The sequence below is a fragment of the Winogradskyella flava genome (assembly GCF_014243395.1).
Lineage (GTDB): Bacteria > Bacteroidota > Bacteroidia > Flavobacteriales > Flavobacteriaceae > Winogradskyella > Winogradskyella flava.
Genome location: NZ_JACLCP010000001.1, coordinates 1,207,364 through 1,224,667 on the forward strand (window position 1 = coordinate 1,207,364; position 17,304 = coordinate 1,224,667).

14 protein-coding genes are annotated in these 17,304 nt (G+C 35.1%); 7 read left to right on the forward strand and 7 right to left on the reverse strand.

Annotation, left to right across the window (positions count from 1 at the left end; translation table 11 throughout):
- Positions 1 to 155 precede the first annotated feature (155 nt).
- Positions 156 to 2,414, reverse strand: a complete 2,259-nt coding sequence (locus H7F21_RS05355) for a polyribonucleotide nucleotidyltransferase (RefSeq protein ID WP_185788180.1) — start codon at positions 2,412 to 2,414, stop codon at positions 156 to 158.
- Positions 2,415 to 2,612: 198 nt separating this feature from the next.
- Complete coding sequence (gene rpsO, locus H7F21_RS05360) at positions 2,613 to 2,882, reverse strand: 30S ribosomal protein S15 (RefSeq protein ID WP_185788181.1); 270 nt, start codon at positions 2,880 to 2,882, stop codon at positions 2,613 to 2,615.
- 183 nt (positions 2,883 to 3,065) lie between these two features.
- Here rpsO and H7F21_RS05365 point away from each other — a divergent pair, with 183 nt between their 5' ends.
- Both H7F21_RS05365 and H7F21_RS05370 read left to right on the forward strand, forming a co-directional pair.
- The gene (locus H7F21_RS05365) at positions 3,066 to 4,172 is read left to right on the forward strand and encodes a sensor histidine kinase (RefSeq protein WP_185788182.1); all 1,107 of its coding nucleotides are present in this window, start codon (positions 3,066 to 3,068) and stop codon (positions 4,170 to 4,172) included.
- Between the two features lie 72 nt (positions 4,173 to 4,244).
- On the forward strand, positions 4,245 to 5,090 hold the full coding sequence (locus H7F21_RS05370; protein WP_185788183.1) for a hypothetical protein: 846 nt from the start codon (positions 4,245 to 4,247) through the stop codon (positions 5,088 to 5,090).
- 53 nt (positions 5,091 to 5,143) lie between these two features.
- On the opposite strand, the gene accD is transcribed toward H7F21_RS05370, so the two are convergent.
- From accD to tamL, 3 genes are all read right to left on the reverse strand, one after another.
- The gene (gene accD, locus H7F21_RS05375) at positions 5,144 to 6,001 is read right to left on the reverse strand and encodes an acetyl-CoA carboxylase, carboxyltransferase subunit beta (RefSeq protein WP_185788184.1); all 858 of its coding nucleotides are present in this window, start codon (positions 5,999 to 6,001) and stop codon (positions 5,144 to 5,146) included.
- A gap of 29 nt (positions 6,002 to 6,030) precedes the next feature.
- On the reverse strand, positions 6,031 to 7,098 hold the full coding sequence (gene fbaA / locus H7F21_RS05380) for a class II fructose-bisphosphate aldolase (protein WP_185788185.1): 1,068 nt from the start codon (positions 7,096 to 7,098) through the stop codon (positions 6,031 to 6,033).
- 121 nt (positions 7,099 to 7,219) lie between these two features.
- Positions 7,220 to 9,811 carry a translocation and assembly module lipoprotein TamL gene (tamL, locus tag H7F21_RS05385; RefSeq protein ID WP_246431416.1) on the reverse strand — a complete coding sequence of 864 codons (2,592 nt, stop codon included), beginning with the start codon at positions 9,809 to 9,811 and terminating at the stop codon, positions 7,220 to 7,222.
- 98 nt (positions 9,812 to 9,909) lie between these two features.
- Between tamL and H7F21_RS05390 the strand changes: the two genes are divergently transcribed.
- Positions 9,910 to 10,644, forward strand: coding sequence for a TrmH family RNA methyltransferase (locus H7F21_RS05390; RefSeq protein ID WP_185788186.1), 735 nt, complete (start codon positions 9,910 to 9,912; stop codon positions 10,642 to 10,644).
- Here H7F21_RS05390 and porT read toward each other — a convergent pair.
- Complete coding sequence (gene porT / locus H7F21_RS05395) at positions 10,631 to 11,350, reverse strand: type IX secretion/gliding motility protein PorT/SprT (protein ID WP_185788187.1); 720 nt, start codon at positions 11,348 to 11,350, stop codon at positions 10,631 to 10,633. The two genes, H7F21_RS05390 and porT, sit on opposite strands and share 14 nt — an antisense overlap.
- A 1-nt stretch (position 11,351) precedes the next feature.
- A complete protein-coding gene (gene ubiE, locus H7F21_RS05400; protein WP_185788188.1) occupies positions 11,352 to 12,083 on the reverse strand; it encodes a bifunctional demethylmenaquinone methyltransferase/2-methoxy-6-polyprenyl-1,4-benzoquinol methylase UbiE in 732 nt (243 codons plus the stop codon).
- 230 nt (positions 12,084 to 12,313) lie between these two features.
- Here ubiE and trkA point away from each other — a divergent pair, with 230 nt between their 5' ends.
- From trkA to H7F21_RS05420, 4 genes are read left to right on the forward strand one after another with little or no spacing between them, the layout of a single operon-like run.
- Positions 12,314 to 13,663: a Trk system potassium transporter TrkA gene (gene trkA, locus H7F21_RS05405; protein ID WP_185788189.1), complete on the forward strand. Its 1,350-nt coding sequence runs from the start codon at positions 12,314 to 12,316 to the stop codon at positions 13,661 to 13,663.
- A gap of 12 nt (positions 13,664 to 13,675) precedes the next feature.
- Positions 13,676 to 15,169, forward strand: coding sequence for a TrkH family potassium uptake protein (locus H7F21_RS05410; protein ID WP_185788190.1), 1,494 nt, complete (start codon positions 13,676 to 13,678; stop codon positions 15,167 to 15,169).
- 56 nt (positions 15,170 to 15,225) lie between these two features.
- On the forward strand, positions 15,226 to 15,792 hold the full coding sequence (locus tag H7F21_RS05415; RefSeq protein WP_185788191.1) for a hypothetical protein: 567 nt from the start codon (positions 15,226 to 15,228) through the stop codon (positions 15,790 to 15,792).
- Between the two features lie 2 nt (positions 15,793 to 15,794).
- Positions 15,795 to 17,222 (forward strand): DUF5723 family protein, encoded by a 1,428-nt coding sequence (locus H7F21_RS05420; protein WP_185788192.1) that lies wholly within the window; start codon positions 15,795 to 15,797, stop codon positions 17,220 to 17,222.
- The last annotated feature ends 82 nt before the right edge of the window (positions 17,223 to 17,304 follow it).

Below are 17,304 nucleotides of genomic sequence, written 5' to 3' on the forward strand. Positions count from 1 at the left end.
TAGATGGTGTTTATGTGAATTGGTTGCGTTCAATCATAATGTATTTTGTTCTTAAGACTATATTCCTATTTATAAGTCATTTGATATTAGATTTTTACACACAAAAAAACCTCATAATACAATTATGAGGTTTTAATTGAAAAGTAGAAAAAGAACTAATCCTCTTTCTTATCTTCTCTAGGTTTTCTATCGTCTCTGCGATTATCTCTACCTCTATTGTCACGTCCACGATTATCTCTACCTCTGTTGTCGCGACCACGATTGTTATTGTCTCTAGGTGGTCTGGCTACATAACCTTCTGGCTTTGGTAAAATAGCTTTTCGAGAAACTTTCTCTTTGCGCGTTCTGGAATCTACACCAAAATACTTGACGTCAAAAACGTCACCCATGTTCACAACATCAGAGACATTTTCCGTACGTTCCCATGCTAATTCAGATACATGTAATAAGACCTCGTTTCCTGGAGCTTCCGTATATTCTACAACAGCACCAAAATCTAACATCTTAATTACTTTTACCTCATAAACACTACCTACTTCTGGCTTAAATAATAGAGAATCGATTTTTGCCATTACAGCATCAATACCTTTACTACCAACACCAAGAACTTCAACAACACCTTCTTCAGTAACAGGATCTTCATTAATAACAATAGTGGTTTCAGTCTCTTTCTGTAATTCTTGAATCACTTTTCCACCAGGGCCAATTAAGGCACCGATAAATTCGTTAGGAATACGTCTTGTCACCATTGTAGGTGCATGATCTTTAACTTCAGCATTTGGCTCAGCAATGGTATCAGTCAATTTCTCTAAAATATGCAAACGACCATCACGAGCTTGTTTTAGTGCATTTACCAAGATTTCGTATGATAATCCTTTTACTTTAATATCCATTTGACAAGCAGTAATACCATCTGCAGTACCAGTAACTTTAAAGTCCATATCACCAAGATGATCTTCATCTCCTAGGATATCAGATAAAACCGCATACTTTTCCCCTTCAGAGATTAATCCCATAGCAATACCCGAAACAGGTTTCTTAAGCTGAACACCAGCGTCCATTAATGCCATTGTACCAGAACATACCGTTGCCATAGAAGACGAACCATTAGATTCCAATACTTCAGAAACAACTCTTACCGTATAAGGACAATCCTCGGGAACCATACCTTTTAAAGCACGTTGTGCTAAGTTACCATGACCAACTTCTCGACGAGATGTTCCACGGATTGGTCTTGCCTCACCAGTTGAAAAAGGAGGGAAGTTATAATGTAAATAGAAACGCTCTTCACCTTCAAAAGATGGCATATCTATTTGGTTTGCTTCTCTGGAAGTTCCTAAGGTGACCGTAGCTAAAGCTTGAGTTTCACCTCTTGTAAAGATAGCAGAGCCATGTGTTGACGGTAAATAATCAATCTCACACCAAATAGGTCTGATCTCATCTGTCTTACGACCGTCTAAACGTAACCCCTCATTTAAAGTTAAGTCTCTAATAGCGGCTTTTTGAGCTTTCGCCACATATTTATGAATTAGTTTTCCTAAATCATCTTGCTCTTCTTCAGAGAATGAATTGAAAACTTCTTCTTTAATTTCAGAAAATGCAGCACCTCTTTCATGTTTTGAAGAACCTGCTTTTGCGATAGTATATGTTTTATCATATACCATATCATGAATTTTCTTTGCTAAATCTTCGTCAGAACGTTCTGGGTCGTACTCACGAACCTCTTTTTTGCCAGCAGCCTCAGCTAATCTTACCTGTGCGGCACACTGTACTTTGATAGCTTCATGAGCAAACTTAATCGCTTCAGCCATTTCCTCTTCAGAAATTTCATCCATTTCACCTTCAACCATCATTACTGAGTCGGCGGAGGCTCCAATCATCATATCGATATCAGATTCTAATAATTGAGCTCTAGTTGGATTGATGACAAATTCGCCATTGATGCGACCAACCCTTGCTTCAGAGATTGCACATTCAAAAGGGAAATCTGATAGTTGAATAGCGGCAGAAGCAGCTAATCCTGCCATAGCATCTGGCATAACGTCTTCGTCATGAGACATTAATTGAATCATCACCTGAGTTTCAGAATGATAATCTTTAGGGAATAAAGGACGCAATACACGATCTACTAAACGCATTGTTAATACTTCACCATCACTAGGTCTAGCTTCTCTTTTAAAGAAACCACCTGGATAACGTCCTGCAGCAGCAAATTTTTCTCTGTAATCTACCGTTAATGGTAAAAAGTCAACGTCAGCCTGATGATAATTAGATACAACTGTACACAATAGCATACATTTTCCTGATTGCACAACAACAGAACCATGTGCCTGTTTTGCTAATTTTCCGGTTTCGATAGAAATTTCTCTACCATCACCAAGGTCAATAACCTCTTTGTAAGTCTTTGGAATCATAAATTTTTAATTCACGTTTTGATATTAAGTCATCAAAACTTTTGTTAAACAATGGTCGTTGTGTTGTTGTGTGTAGTTGTGTAATAATGGCATTTATGCCTGACCAATGAAAAACCGTGTAAGCTTCTTCAATTCGAATTTTAGACGCTTTCGATTGCGTTGTATAAAACAAAAAAGAGGCTAAAAAGCCTCTCTTTTTTATTTTCTTAATCCTAATTCTTTAACTATTGCACGATATCTTAAGATATCTTTTTTAGTCAAATAGTCTAGTAAAGCTCTGCGCTTACCAACTAATTTTACTAATGAACGCTCTGTATTGAAATCTTTGCGATTCTTCTTTAGGTGTTCAGTTAAATGATTGATTCTTGCAGTAAATAATGCAATTTGTCCTTCTGCAGAACCCGTGTCGTTTTTACCGTTACCGTGTTTTGCGAAGATTTTTTCTTTAGCTTCTTTTGATAAATACATTCTAATATTATTGTAAATGATTGTTATGTACTATGAAAGATTTTCTTTCAAGCGGCAAATATAATACTTTTTTGTGATTCGTAGTTTTTTTCGTAACTTTTAATCTGAATTGCAATGTTTTAGAATAGTCTCCCCTTGACTAAGTAAGAGCTCTCACCTAATTACTCCTTAAAAATTTAGAGGATGAAAGCTATAGACCCACGTCGTAATTTTTCTAATGCACATGATGTATTAGATCGTGTTTTTAACAATACCTATAACGGCATTGCTGTTGTAAACCTTGAGGGCAATTGGCTTAAAGTCAATCAAAGCGTTTGTGATTTGTTGGGTTATACTAAATGGGAGTTGTTCAACATGGACATTAATAACATAATTTATGCTGAAGATCTTGGTGTTCATGAAGAAAAGTATGAAAAACTAATACATGGTAAAATAGACAAGTATCGAGTTAAACAACGTTTTTTTCATAAAGATGGCTCAATACTTTGGGTTTTAATATATGTGTCCTTGGTTTATTTTAAAGAAGGTAAGCCCTATATGATATGGCAATTCAATGATGTTACCAATAGGCAAAAAAATCAGGATAAGTTAAAAGCTATGCTGAATGTTGTTAAAGAGCAGAACGATAGGCTAACCTCTTTTGCCGATATTGTCACACATAACCTGAGATCACACTCCGGTAATTTATGCTCAATCACACAATTTTTGCAAGAAGATTTTTCTGATGATAAAGACAACGAAAACCTTTTGCTATTGCAAAAAGCTGTTGACAATTTACAAGAAACTGTATCTCATCTCACTGAAATTGCAAAAATTAAGGAGATTGACCCCTCTGAGATGGCAGCTTTAAATTTATACGACTATGCGGAAAAAGCAATGTACAATATCATTGCGATGGCTCAAAATGCCAATGCTATAATATACAATGAAATTGACGAAAGCCATAATATAAAGGGTGTCCCTGCATATTTAGATAGTATTATCCTTAATTTTCTTACCAACGCTATTAAATATAGATCTGAGAAGCGTGTACCTATTATAGAGATTACATCATCAATTGAAGATGATTATATAGTTTTGAGTATCAAGGATAATGGAAAAGGTATAGATATGGAAAAATATGGCGATAAGCTTTTCCAGATGTATAAAACATTTCATTATAACGAAGATGCCATTGGTATAGGTCTTTTTATAACCAAAAACCATATCGAATCTATGGGCGGTCGAGTAGGGGTCAATAGTGGGGTGGATGTTGGTACAGAATTCACAATTTATTTGAAAAGAGCATAATTTTTTTTAATCGGATTAAACCTTTCGTGAATAGGCTGGTCTTAACAGTATATTAACAATAAAAAAATACTCATGAAAGATTTTAATGTAATTAAGAAAGTAGTATTAAGCCTTACGGTTTTAGGTTTAGTGTTTACATCATGTAGCGATGATAATGAAGCTGCAGAGCCAGAAAACGAAGTACAGGACGTTTTAGAAGTTCAACGTTCTGCAGAAATTGATCAAATTGACAATATTTTAGGCGATCTCATTGTGGATGCCTACGAGGAGCAGGAATTAGATGTAGCTGATCGTGGAACATATACTAGAGACATACCAGACTGTGTTACAATTACAATAGTTGCACAACAAGGTTATAGACAAGTAACTTTGGATTTTGGTACAGACGGTTGTATGGTCCGTGGCCATTTAATAAAAGGACAGATTGTATTTGATTACACAAGAGATTTAGATGCCCAGCAAATTGCTATTAACTACAATCTTATCGATTTCTATTTTGATAATAAAAATATTATTGCGAGTCGATCTATTTTAAAAGAACTATCTAACGGTAACGGAAATCCTCAATTTACTCATGATTTAAGTATTACTGTAATCTGGCCAAATGATGCTCAGGCGTCTCGTGAAGGCACAAGAATTAGAGAATGGATAGAAGGATATGGTAGCGGTATTTTTAGTGATAATGTATTTGAGATTACAGGAAACTGGACGGCAACTTTCGTCAATGGCAATACACATACTTACGAAGTTATAGTGCCTTTAAGAAGAGAGGTCATCTGTTACTATTTTGTAAGCGGTTCTTTTAATGTGCAGCGAACAAATTTTGGTGGCTTGTTTGATTACGGAGAAGGAAACTGTGATAATCAGGCAACATTCACTTTTAATAATGGTACCGAAATACCTATTACTTTAAATTAGTGATTTAGTTTTAGTTGATTGAAGAAAAAAAGCGAGCCATTTGGCTCGCTTTTTTATGCTCTTAAAGGTTGGTTCTGTACAAGGTCTAAATAAAGATTTATTTTTTGTTTTAAATCTTTTCGATGCGTTATAAAATCTAAAAAGCCATGCTCCAACAAAAATTCTGAGGTTTGGAATCCGTCAGGTAGTTCTTGTCCAGTTGTATCTCTAACAACTCTAGGTCCAGCAAAACCAATCAATGCGCCAGGTTCTGCAATATTTATATCACCTAGCATCGCGAATGAAGCAGTAGTGCCTCCTGTCGTTGGATCGGTACATAAAGAAATGTAAGGAATACCAGCGTCTGCCAGTTGTGCTAATTTTGCCGAGGTCTTTGCTAATTGCATTAGTGATAATGCAGCTTCCATCATACGTGCGCCACCAGATTTACTTATTATCATAAATGGAATTTTCTTCTTTAAGGCATGATCTGCAGCTCTAGCAATTTTTTCACCTACAACACTTCCCATTGAGCCACCAATGAAACTAAAATCCATACAAGCGATAACTAAATCCTTTCCCATTGATTTACCTACAGCTGTACGTACTGCATCCTTAAGTTTTGTTTTTGCTTGAGCAGCTTTTAAACGCTCAGGATATTTTTTGGTATCGACAAACTTGAGAGGATCTTTAGAGTTGAGGTTGGCATCTAATTCCTTGAATTTATTATCATCAAAAAGTATTTCGAAATATTCTTTACTTCCAATTCGAACATGATAGCCATCCTCTGGACTTACATAAAAGTTTTGCTCAAGTTCCTTGGTATCAATAATTTTTCCAGTTGGCGATTTGTACCATAGGCCTTTAGGTGTATCTTTCTTTTCCTCTGTTGAGGTCTGTATACCTTTGTCTTTTCTCTTAAACCAAGCCATAAATCTATAAAGTTAGTTAGGGTGTAAATTTATAAAGTATTTACGTTATTAAGGTCTTCAAACGCTTTTTTAAGTCGTTCTACAAAAGCCTGCTCTCCTTTGCGCAGCCAAACTCTTGGGTCGTAATATTTTTTATTTGGTACATCATCTCCATCGGGATTACCAATTTGTGTTTGAAGATAATCCGTATGATCTTGAACATAGTCTCTAACTCCGCTTAAAAAAGCCCATTGCATGTCTGTATCAATATTCATTTTAATTACGCCATAACCTATAGCTTCTCTTATCTCTTCTACTGTAGAACCTGATCCACCATGAAAAACGAAGTCAATATGGTTATGAGGTACGCCATGTTTTTTAGATAAGAATTCTTGAGAATTCTTTAAGATCTTTGGAGTTAGTTTTACGTTTCCAGGTTTGTAAACACCATGTACATTCCCAAAAGCTGCAGCAACGGTAAATTGGTCACTAACTTTGCTCAGTTCTTCGTAAGCGTAGGCTACTTCTTCTGGTTGCGTATATAATTTAGAGTCGTCAACATCTGTGTTATCCACGCCATCTTCCTCACCGCCAGTAATACCTAATTCAATTTCCAAAGTCATACCCATTTTACTCATACGCTCAAGGTACTGTTTACAAATCTCTATGTTTTCTTCTATTGGTTCTTCAGATAAATCAATCATATGAGAACTATATAAAGGCTTACCTGTTTCCTTAAAGTGCTGTTCACTGGCGTCCAACAATCCATCGATCCAAGGCAATAATTTTTTAGCACAATGGTCTGTATGTAAAATCACAGGCACACCATAGGCTTCAGCCATGTGATGAACATGCTTTGCACCAGCAATAGCACCAGCAATAGCGCCTTTTTGACCATCATTACCTAACCCTTTACCAGCATTGAATTGAGCACCTCCATTCGAAAATTGAATAATTACAGGAGCATTTAAAGCTTTTGCAGTTTCTAAAACACCATTAATAGTATTTGATCCTATAACATTAACAGCAGGCAAGGCAAAGCCTTTTTCTTTTGCTAATTTGAAAATCTCTTGTACTTCTCTTCCTGTAGCAACACCAGGTTTTATATTGTGACTCATAAATTTTAAGGTTGAAATTAGACTTCAAAAATACACAATTTTGAATATTAAAAGGTCTGTTTTTAAGTATAAATAGGTGATATTATGCCGAAAACGATATAGTTTTTAAGTATATGAATTTCTAAAATGGATAGTTGATACCAATGTTATAAACGGCATTCCTGAAATTATAATCTTTAAACCATCGATTTCCTAGATCTCTTGATGGATCGTAAGTTTTGAAACCAGTATCAAATCGAAGTACAAAAAAATCAAAGTCGTATCGCAACCCAAAACCAGATCCAACAGCAATATCTTTTAGGGAACTAAAACCTGTAAGTGTTGCTGCATCATCTTCAACATTGTCTAATACATTCCATATGTTTCCAGCATCTATGAAAAGGGCGCCTTTAAAATTTCCAAAAAGACCGAAGCGCTGTTCGGCACTCAGATGAATCTTAAAGTTGGCCTCATTAAACTCATTTATTGTGGTAGAACTACCAGGGCCTAAATTATAGGCCGTCCAGGCTCTATTATCATTGGGTCCACCAGCAAAAAAACTTTCGGCAAAAGGTATACTGTTTGAATTACCATATGGTATGGCGACACCAGCATAACTCCTAAAAGCGAAGACATTATTCCTTCCTAAATCGAAGTATTTAATATAATCGATTTCGGTTTTAAAATACTGTGAAAAAGCCACGCCAAATACTTCGTAGTTGCCATCTCCATTTTTCGATGATCCAAAAATCTCTGAGAGGTTAGATAACAGGTTTCCTGCTAGCTCAACACGCCATTTGAAAATGGAAAAATCATTATCAAAGAGGCTAGTACGCCTATTCTTTTTATAATCGAAACTCGAAGAAAAAATAAGGTTATTTTCTGTTAAACGCTGCTGTCGTTCTTCAATACTATTAACGGTTATAAAATCCTCATCATTCGAAGTTAAACTGGTATTTCCAGCGAGTACATCGTCAATAAATGTGTCTGCAAGTGTATAAGAATTAGGAGGGTTTTCTAAGCTTTCGTCAGAATTAATATAGCCAATATTTCTAGCTATACTATTTAGTCTTGAAAACGAATTAGAGTATATGCCAAAGTAATTACTTGTATTTAGGTTCTTTACAAATTGAACATTGAAAAGCTCCAGAGTATTTGTTACGGTATTAGTAGGTTGCCAATTATAACTTAAAAGACCAGAGAGCGTTTGTTTATCTAAACCAATATTTTGTTGACTAGTGGCAGAAAGATTTATGGCCGTACTTGGCGACATGTATTTTGGTATGATACTATCGGTGTTAAATGGTGTAAATAAACGCGGAATGACTAATCTGATATTTCCACCAAACTCATTAATATCAAAAAAGGTTTCGTCATCATCATTACTATCCTCTGATGCTCCAATTGCGGCAATACCACTAATTTCAAGAGTTTCAGCACCTCTAAATACATTTCTAATCTTCAATCCAGGAGTAACTGAAAAACCAATGGTCTGTATGTTGCTCTGAGAAACATCTAAATCTAGGCTGAGGGCATATTTTTTCTTAGGTTCTAAATAAATATTGGCTGTCAAGGTGGTATCTTCCTCATTTTCCACATACTGTATACTAGGATATCTAAACATTTGTAAATCGTTGAGATATCTCGATGTTCTGCTTCGTGCGAGATCGCTATACTTATCACCTTTATTAATAAAAACGGCATCAGTAAGTGCCTTTGGTCTAAACCTTAATTTATTTTTACTATATAAATTGTAATTTTTAAAAGTTATACTGTCTTTAATGGTTTGGTTTTGGTTAGTGTAGTTTTCATCAGTATAAATGTTAATCTCTTTTATCTTGTAGGGCTTGAAGGGCACGACTGATATAGAATCATCTCCTCTTATAGAACGATTTGCAATGACTAGTTCTGTGTTAACTTTGTGGTTCGTACCTATCGTATCCGTAAAAAACCTTACATAGTCTTTTCCAAAATAATAAAATCCATTGTTGCGCAAATATGTGGTGATGCGGTCACGCTCCAGTTCAAAATTTGACTCATCATACTGTTCTTCTTTTTTTAATAATGATCTTTTGCTAAATCTAGCATACAAAGAATCGATTGCTGGACTGCTTATAATTGGCGTTATGGAGTCTAATATATACGGCTTATTTTTAATAATTTTATAAGTTACCTGGGCTTGTTTGTTGCTGTCCCTTTGGATTTCATAGGCTACCTCATTGTTAAACCACCCTTTTGTATAATAATACTTTCTAAGTCTATTCGCCGTTTTAATGGTTTTTTCTTCATCTAATATAGACGGCGCTTCTCCTGTACGCCTTAACCAGCTATTAAAGTTTTTGCGCGCTTGTATTTCCCTGTCGAATTGTTTTTTGGAAAGCAATGTCGTTTTCCATTTAACCTTAGACGAATCACTTAGTACTTTTGCCTGTAATATAGAATCGATATTTGGCCGTGCAAGATTATAAATATGAAGTCTTAAAGGTAGGCGAAAACCTAAAAAACGATCCATACCTAAATTAGTTTTTTGTATAATAATATTATTTACGCGCTCTTCATTATTAATCTTGTTGTCCTCAATAATGGTATTCTTGGTTATTAAATGCTCATCGCTTTTAACACCTTTAACAATGTTGCAAGAACTTACTAGTAAAACAAAAACGAATGAAACCAATACGTTACAAGAAGTCTTATAACTTTTACAGGATGATAACAAACGAAGTTGCGCTTTCAAACGTGGTTCTGTTTTTTTTGATATTGGATGTTATGAACAAAAATTAGTCCAAAAAAGGTTTACTTTGTAATAACACTAACAAATGTAAAGACATTTTAATGGTTACAAAGCATCAAATAAAGTTAATTAAAAGTTTAAGTCAAAAAAAATATAGACAGCAGTTAGGATTGTTTATTGTTGAAGGCGTCAAAGGAATCCAAGAATTCTTGAATTCTGATTTTGAGCTCGAAACGTTGTATACAACAAAGCAAATATTTGATGCTCCAGAAACAAAAACTATAGTAATATCTGAAGCTGACTTAAAAAAGATAACATCTTTAAAAAATCCAAATACGGTTTTAGCTGTTTTCAATATTCCAAAGCCTCGAACAATCAATACTAATGGTTTAATTATTGCCTTAGATGATGTTAGGGACCCAGGGAATTTAGGAGCTATTATAAGGCTATGTGATTGGTACGGCGTAGCAGATTTGGTGTGTAGTGTTAATACGGTAGATTGTTTTAACTCTAAGGTAGTGCAGGCAACTATGGGGTCGCTAGCTCGTGTTAATATATCTTATTTGGACTTAGAAGAATTCACGGCTTTAGCTAATACAGAGACTTATGGCACATTTATGAATGGAGAAAATATTTATACTGCAGATTTACCAAAGTATGGTATTGTGGTACTAGGTAATGAGGCCAATGGTATCTCAGACGAGATAAAATCAATTACTAATAGAAAACTAACTATTCCTCAATTTGGAAGTGATAAATTTACTGAAAGTCTAAATGTAGCTAACGCAACAGCTATTGTTTTGAGTGAATTTAGGCGTCGATTTACTGAAATGTAAAATTGATAAATACACCTCGTGTTTGCATGTTTGCAATATTGCCAGTCCAAGGACTGTTGGGATCAGCATCTCTAACAAGCTCATCGTTAATGGCAAAGATTGCTCGAATTGATGGTGTAAACTTAAAGTAAAGTAGATAAAGATCTATCCCAAAACCTAATTCATAGAAATAGGTGTTTTTTTTCATTCGAAATTGTCCAGCACTATTGTCATCTGGATTATCTTCATTACTTGAAAGATTTAAAGCTGTGGAAACACCGCCTATAATGAAAGGTTTAAAATTATTAATACGCTTTGTGGAAATTTTTAGAAGTAATGGAATGTGTATATAAGTAGATTTAACTTCTCGCAATAAATCAGAGTCATTAAACTCGGTGCCTGCGAAATAACTTTCATTATATCTTAAATTTCTTGTAGTAAAAAATACACCTGGTTCCAACCTAAGATTTAAATGGTCATTGATACGCATATCTCCAATAAGCCCAAGATGGAATCCAAAAATATCATCGTCTACAAGAATATCATTTAAATCCTCATTGTAGTTAAACTTGAAATCATATTGATTAAAGCCAAGAAAGTAACCCCAAGACAAAAACCTTTGATCAAGATTATCAATGTTATTGGCTACCTTTTCTTTTGTAAACAACTGTGCTTTTGCACTTTGAAAGGCAAGTAGAACTGTAAGTAAAACAATTATTTTCCTCATATTATACTTTCGATGCTGTATAAATTGTTGCCACACCCATAGTTTGTGGCTTGTCTTCGACATTAATAAACCCAATTTTCTTCAAAATATTGTTTAGGGCTTCACCATAAGGAAAAACTGAAGCAGATTCGCTCAGATATTTATAGGCGACCCTGTCTTTTGAGAAAAGTTTACCGATTACAGGTAAGATAAATTTACTGTAGGTATTATACCCAAATTTATAAATAGGATTTGTTGGTACAGAAGTTTCTAAAATAACAAAAATCCCATTAGGTTTTAATACCCTTAAGATTTCAGCAAGTCCTTTTTCCAAATTCTCAAAATTTCTAATGCCAAAGGCTACCGTTATGGCGTCAAACGTATTGTCCTCAAACGGTAAGTCTTCGGAATCTCCAATGACCATAGATATTATACCATCAAGATTTTTAGATTTAATCTTACCGCGACCAACTTCGAGCATACCGTCACTAATATCTAAACCTATAATATCTTTAGCGCTTGTTGAGGTCAAGCTAATCGCCAAATCGCCTGTTCCAGTGGCGATATCCAGAATATTCTCCGGTTGTTTTTTCGCAACAAGTTTTACAACCTTGTTTCTCCACTTGACGTCAATACCAAAAGAAATTACCCGATTTAAACCGTCATACTCCTTCGAGATAGTATCGAACATTTTCGTGACTTGAGCCTTTTTAGAGGCATCACTATCCTTATATGGTTTCACTTTTTCTTTCATAGAAAATTTTGGCAAATATACGGATTAGTTGTAAGTACCTAGAATTGCAAGTATTTTAAGTTAATGCTTAAAAAGTAATAAAGAATACAATTCAACAGTAGACTTAATATGATGTTAAACTGCATATAAATATAGTCCTTAGGTCAATTGTAAGGCAACTTTAACTACTTTAATGGCTTCTTAACTTATAAGTAATCTGTATATTTGCATGTTTATTTCAACATATAACGATGAAAATAATTATCGCAGGTGCTGGAGAGGTGGGATTTCATTTAGCAAAATTATTATCCTACGAGTCGCAAGAGATAACACTTATAGATACAAGAAAAGAGAGTCTGACCTATGCTGGTGAACACCTGGATATTAAGACTATAAAAGGTGATGCTACTTCTATATCAATTTTAAGGGAAGCACGCATAGATCAGGCAGAGTTATTTATCGCTGTAACATCCTCTGAAACTACAAACATTACAGCTTGTGTTTTGGCTAAGCAGCTTGGTGCTCAACGTACCATTGCTCGTATTTCCAACACCGAATTTATCGAAGAAAAAGAAACTATTGGATTTTCGCACTTCGGGATAGATGAACTTATTTCGCCAGAATCTTTAGCAGCTTCTGAAATTGAATTATTGCTTAACCAATATGGTTTTAATGATACTTACGAATTTGAGGATGGCGCTTTAACCATGCTGGGCTTGCGCTTGTCTAGAACGGCTACTTTTGTGGGTAAAACAGTGAAAGAGGCAGCGGAATTGTTCTCAGAACTTCATTTTATTCCTATTGCTATTCAGCGTTATGGAACACAATATACTATTATCCCAAGAGGTGATACACAATTTAAGGAAGGAGATAAGGTCGTTTTCATGACCTCTAAAGGGGGAGATGCTGAATTATTTGATTTATCAGGTAAGGTGAAGAGTGAAATTAAAAATGTGATGATTCTTGGTGGTAGTAAAATAGGTTTTAAGACAGCAAGAGATCTTTGCCAAAGTAAGTTTAATGTCAAGCTCGTCGAGAGTAAAAAACAAATTGCCGAGGATCTTGCCGATCGTTTACCTAATGCTTTAGTAATATGCGGTGATGGTAGGAATGTTGAAATTCTAGATGAAGAGAATATAGCGGACATGGATGCCTTTATTTCGGTAACAGGTAATTCTGAAACCAATATAATGTCCTGTTTATTAGCTAAATCTAAAGGTGTTAGGAAAACAATAGCCTTGGTAGAAAATATGGATTACTATCAACTATCACAATCCATAGGAATAGATACATTAATCAATAAAAAACTATTAGCCGCAAATAATATATTTAGATATATAAGAAAGGGTGAGGTCGTAGCCATGACCAAGCTTACCAATATGAATGCTGAATTATTGGAGTTCGTAGTAAAACCAAATTCTAAAATCACTAATAAAATTGTAAAAGAATTGAGCTTTCCGAGATCTGCGATTTTTGGTGGTGTTATTAGAGATGGAAAAGGAATGATTCCTTTAGGAAGTTTTAGAATAGAATCAGGTGACCGTGTTGTGGTGTGTTGCTTGCCTCGCTCCATTTCAGAAGTTGAAGCATTTTTCTCTTAGGCTATGTCTCGAATGCATCTAAATTATAAAATTATCTTCCATTTTTTTGGTTTACTACTATTGTTTAATGGTGGCTTTATGTTGTTGGCGACTTTGATAAGCCTTATTTATAAAGATGGCGTAACACTTCATTTATTTTTAGCATCATTGGCAACACTACTTTTGGGTGCTATTGCGATGTTTGGAACCAAAAATCATCGTAAAGAGATGAATAAGCGCGAAGGCTACATCGTAGTTGCTTTTGGTTGGATTGTGATGACTTTAACAGGGACATTACCTTATTTGGCAACAGACGCTATCCCGTCGTTCACGAGTGCTTTTTTTGAAACCATATCTGGTTATACGACAACGGGAGCAAGTATAATAAATGATATTGAAATACTGCCAGAAGGTGTATTGTTTTGGAGAAGTATGACGCATTGGATTGGTGGTATGGGAATCATCGTATTGGCCATAGCCATATTACCTTTGCTTGGTGTGGGTGGTATGCAGTTATTTGCAGCTGAAGCTCCAGGTCCAGGTGGTGACAAATTACATCCAAGGATTACGGATACGGCAAAACGTCTTTGGTTAATCTATTTTGGTTATACAGTTGCAGAAACAATACTGCTACAGTTTGCAGGCATGTCGTTTTTTGATGCCATTAACCATGCGTTAAGTACTCTGTCAACTGGCGGGTTCTCTACAAAAAATGCTAGCATTGCGCATTGGAATGATAATCCAGCAATTCAATATATTATTATCTTTTTCATGTTTTTGGCAGGAACTAACTTTGTGCTTAGTTATTATTTATTCAAAGGTAATGTAGTCAAGATTATCAAGGATGATGAATTCAAGTTATATTTTAGATTCATTGCCATTTTTACTATAGTTGCTGCTTTGCTAGTGTATTTTAGAGCAGATGTCTCTCAATCTTCCATAATGCATCCCATGACATTAGGTGAGGGTGAGAGTGCTATCCGTCATAGTTTGTTTCAAGTGCTAGCCATTGTTACTACCACTGGATTCGTAACTGCCGACTATACGATGTGGACACCTTTCTTAACCGTTTTCTTTTTTGGTTTAATGTTTTTAGGTGGTTCTGCAGGAAGTACCTCAGGAGGTGTAAAAGTTGTGCGCCATTTAATATTAATTAAAAATGGCTTTTTAGAATTCAGACGAGCATTACATCCTAATGCTATTCTACCTGTACGCTATAATACTAAATCCATTTCTAAAGATATTGTATTCAATATTCTCGGTTTCTTTATTCTTTACATGTTATCTTTTATTATAGGAGCATTGGTCTTTTCTATGTTTCAAATAGATTTTGAGTCTGCTATTGGCCTTTCTGCATCGAGTTTGGGGAATGTCGGGCCTGCTCTTGGCGATTTTGGACCAGTAAATAACTATGCAGCATTACCTCCATTGGGTAAATGGTGGGCTTCTTTTTTAATGCTTATTGGACGTTTAGAATTATTCACGGTTCTCATTTTGTTGACACCATTCTTTTGGAGAAATAGATAAGCTGCAATAAGCTCTTGGGATAATTCGTTATTTTAGTGGATATCAATTGGCTTGCTATGCAAAGAAGAACATATTTTCCATTATTCATTTTAGTGATTATTTCTCTAGCAACATCATGTGTGAAAGATGTTGATTTTGATCAAGCAGAAGATGTTGTTCTTACTCCAGTAATAACCTCTAGTGCCTTGTTTACAGAGGTCGAAGCTTCACGTTTTTCCGAGAATGGCATGGAACTAGAGACGGTTAGGGATTCGATAGCAAATATCGAAATTTTTACCGATCAGTTTGTTATTGATAACCTGGTGAAAGTAGAATTAGTTTTCGAGGTGAGTAATTCCATCAATAGGACGTTTGGTTTGCAAATTGAATTTTTAAATGAAGCTGATGAGCTTCAAAATGAATTTTCTTTTGATGCGCTACCTTCTCCTTCTGGAAACGATGTGCTTACGGAATTCACTGCAGTATTTGAGGATGAAAGCTTAGAGGCATTAAAAACGTCGCAGAAAATGGTTATTACATTAAGCCTGTACCCCAGTACGGACGGGACGTTTTTAAATGAAAATTCCACAGGGAAAATAGGGCTCAAATCTAAAGGTCTTTTCTATTTTAATATAAGTTTATAATCATGATTATTAAGAGAATCGTGTTTATACTCTTAATGCTGTTTATGCATTATTCCTTTTCGCAAAATAAACAAATCTTATTTGGGTTCAATGATATTCCGCAATCCACATTAATCAATCCAAGCACAACTCTCGACAATGATTGGTTTATGGGTTTTCCACTCTTATCCCAATTTCATTTTAATCTTGGATCATCGAATGTAAGTGCTTACGATTTATTTGCTGACGATGGAAAGGATTTTAATTCAAAACTCCGAAGTTTAATATTTCAATTAGATAGCAATGATTTTTTTACATCAACACAGCAGTTAGAAGTATTTACAGGAGGTTTTTCTTTTGGTAGAGGAGTAGAGAAAGATAGGTACCTAACTTTTGGGATGTATATAGAAACTGATGTTATTGCCTACCATCCTAAGGATTATGCCATTTTAGCTTATGAGGGGAATGCTTCAAATATTGGAAAAGTCTTTGATCTGAGTGATTTAAATGCCAGTGGCGAAATGGTATCGGTATTTCATGTTGGTATGACCAAAAAGCTTAATAGTAAGTTTACTATTGGTGGCAGAGCTAAGATTTACAATAGCATTATTAATGTAAATTCAACAAAAAATAGAGGATCATTTGTCACTAGAGAGGGACAGAATAATTTATTGGAGCATTCATTCGATTTAGATCTCAGGGTAAATACCTCTGGGATTGCTAGTTTAGCTGGTGATAACAGCAATGATGTTTCGGAAGATATTAAAACCTTAAGAAGAAGACTTTTACTTGGCGGAAACTTAGGCCTTGGATTGGATTTTGGAATAACATATCAACCTAAAGACCAATGGACCGTTGAAGCCAGTTTGCAGGATTTTGGTTTTATACGACATACTAAAGATATAGAGACTTACGGAGTTAAAGGAAACTATGTTTTTGAAGGTATTAATCCACTCTTTCCAGAAGTTGCTGGAGGACAAACAGCTGAGGATTATTGGAATGAGGTAGCCGACAACTTTGAAGATATTTTCGAGTTAGATACGACAGTCACAAAATATACCACTTGGCGACCTCTAAAGTTCAATGCAGCAGTAAGGTACGCATTTGGGAAAAAGACATCTAAGGAATGTAATTGTTTGGCAGATGATGTTGGTTATCTTAATTCAGTAGGTGCACAACTCTATGCCATAAATAGACCTAGAGCACCACAGTTGGCGCTAACGACATATTATTACAGACGAATTTTTGAAGGTTTAAGAGTGAAAGCCACATACACCATTGATCCGTTTTCTTATTATAATGTTGGTTTGGGTATCTCAACTCAATTAGGCGCATTGCATATGTATCTCATGGCAGATAATCTTTTGGACTATCAAAATCTTGCAAAAGCACAAAGTGCGTCACTACAATTTGGGCTTAATTTGGTGTTTGGAAGAGGTGGAAAACAATAAATTTTCAACTTTTTTTCAATTTTTTTAAAATTTAGCTAGCCTATAATTTCACTCATGTTTTTTAAGATTGACACCCTCAATC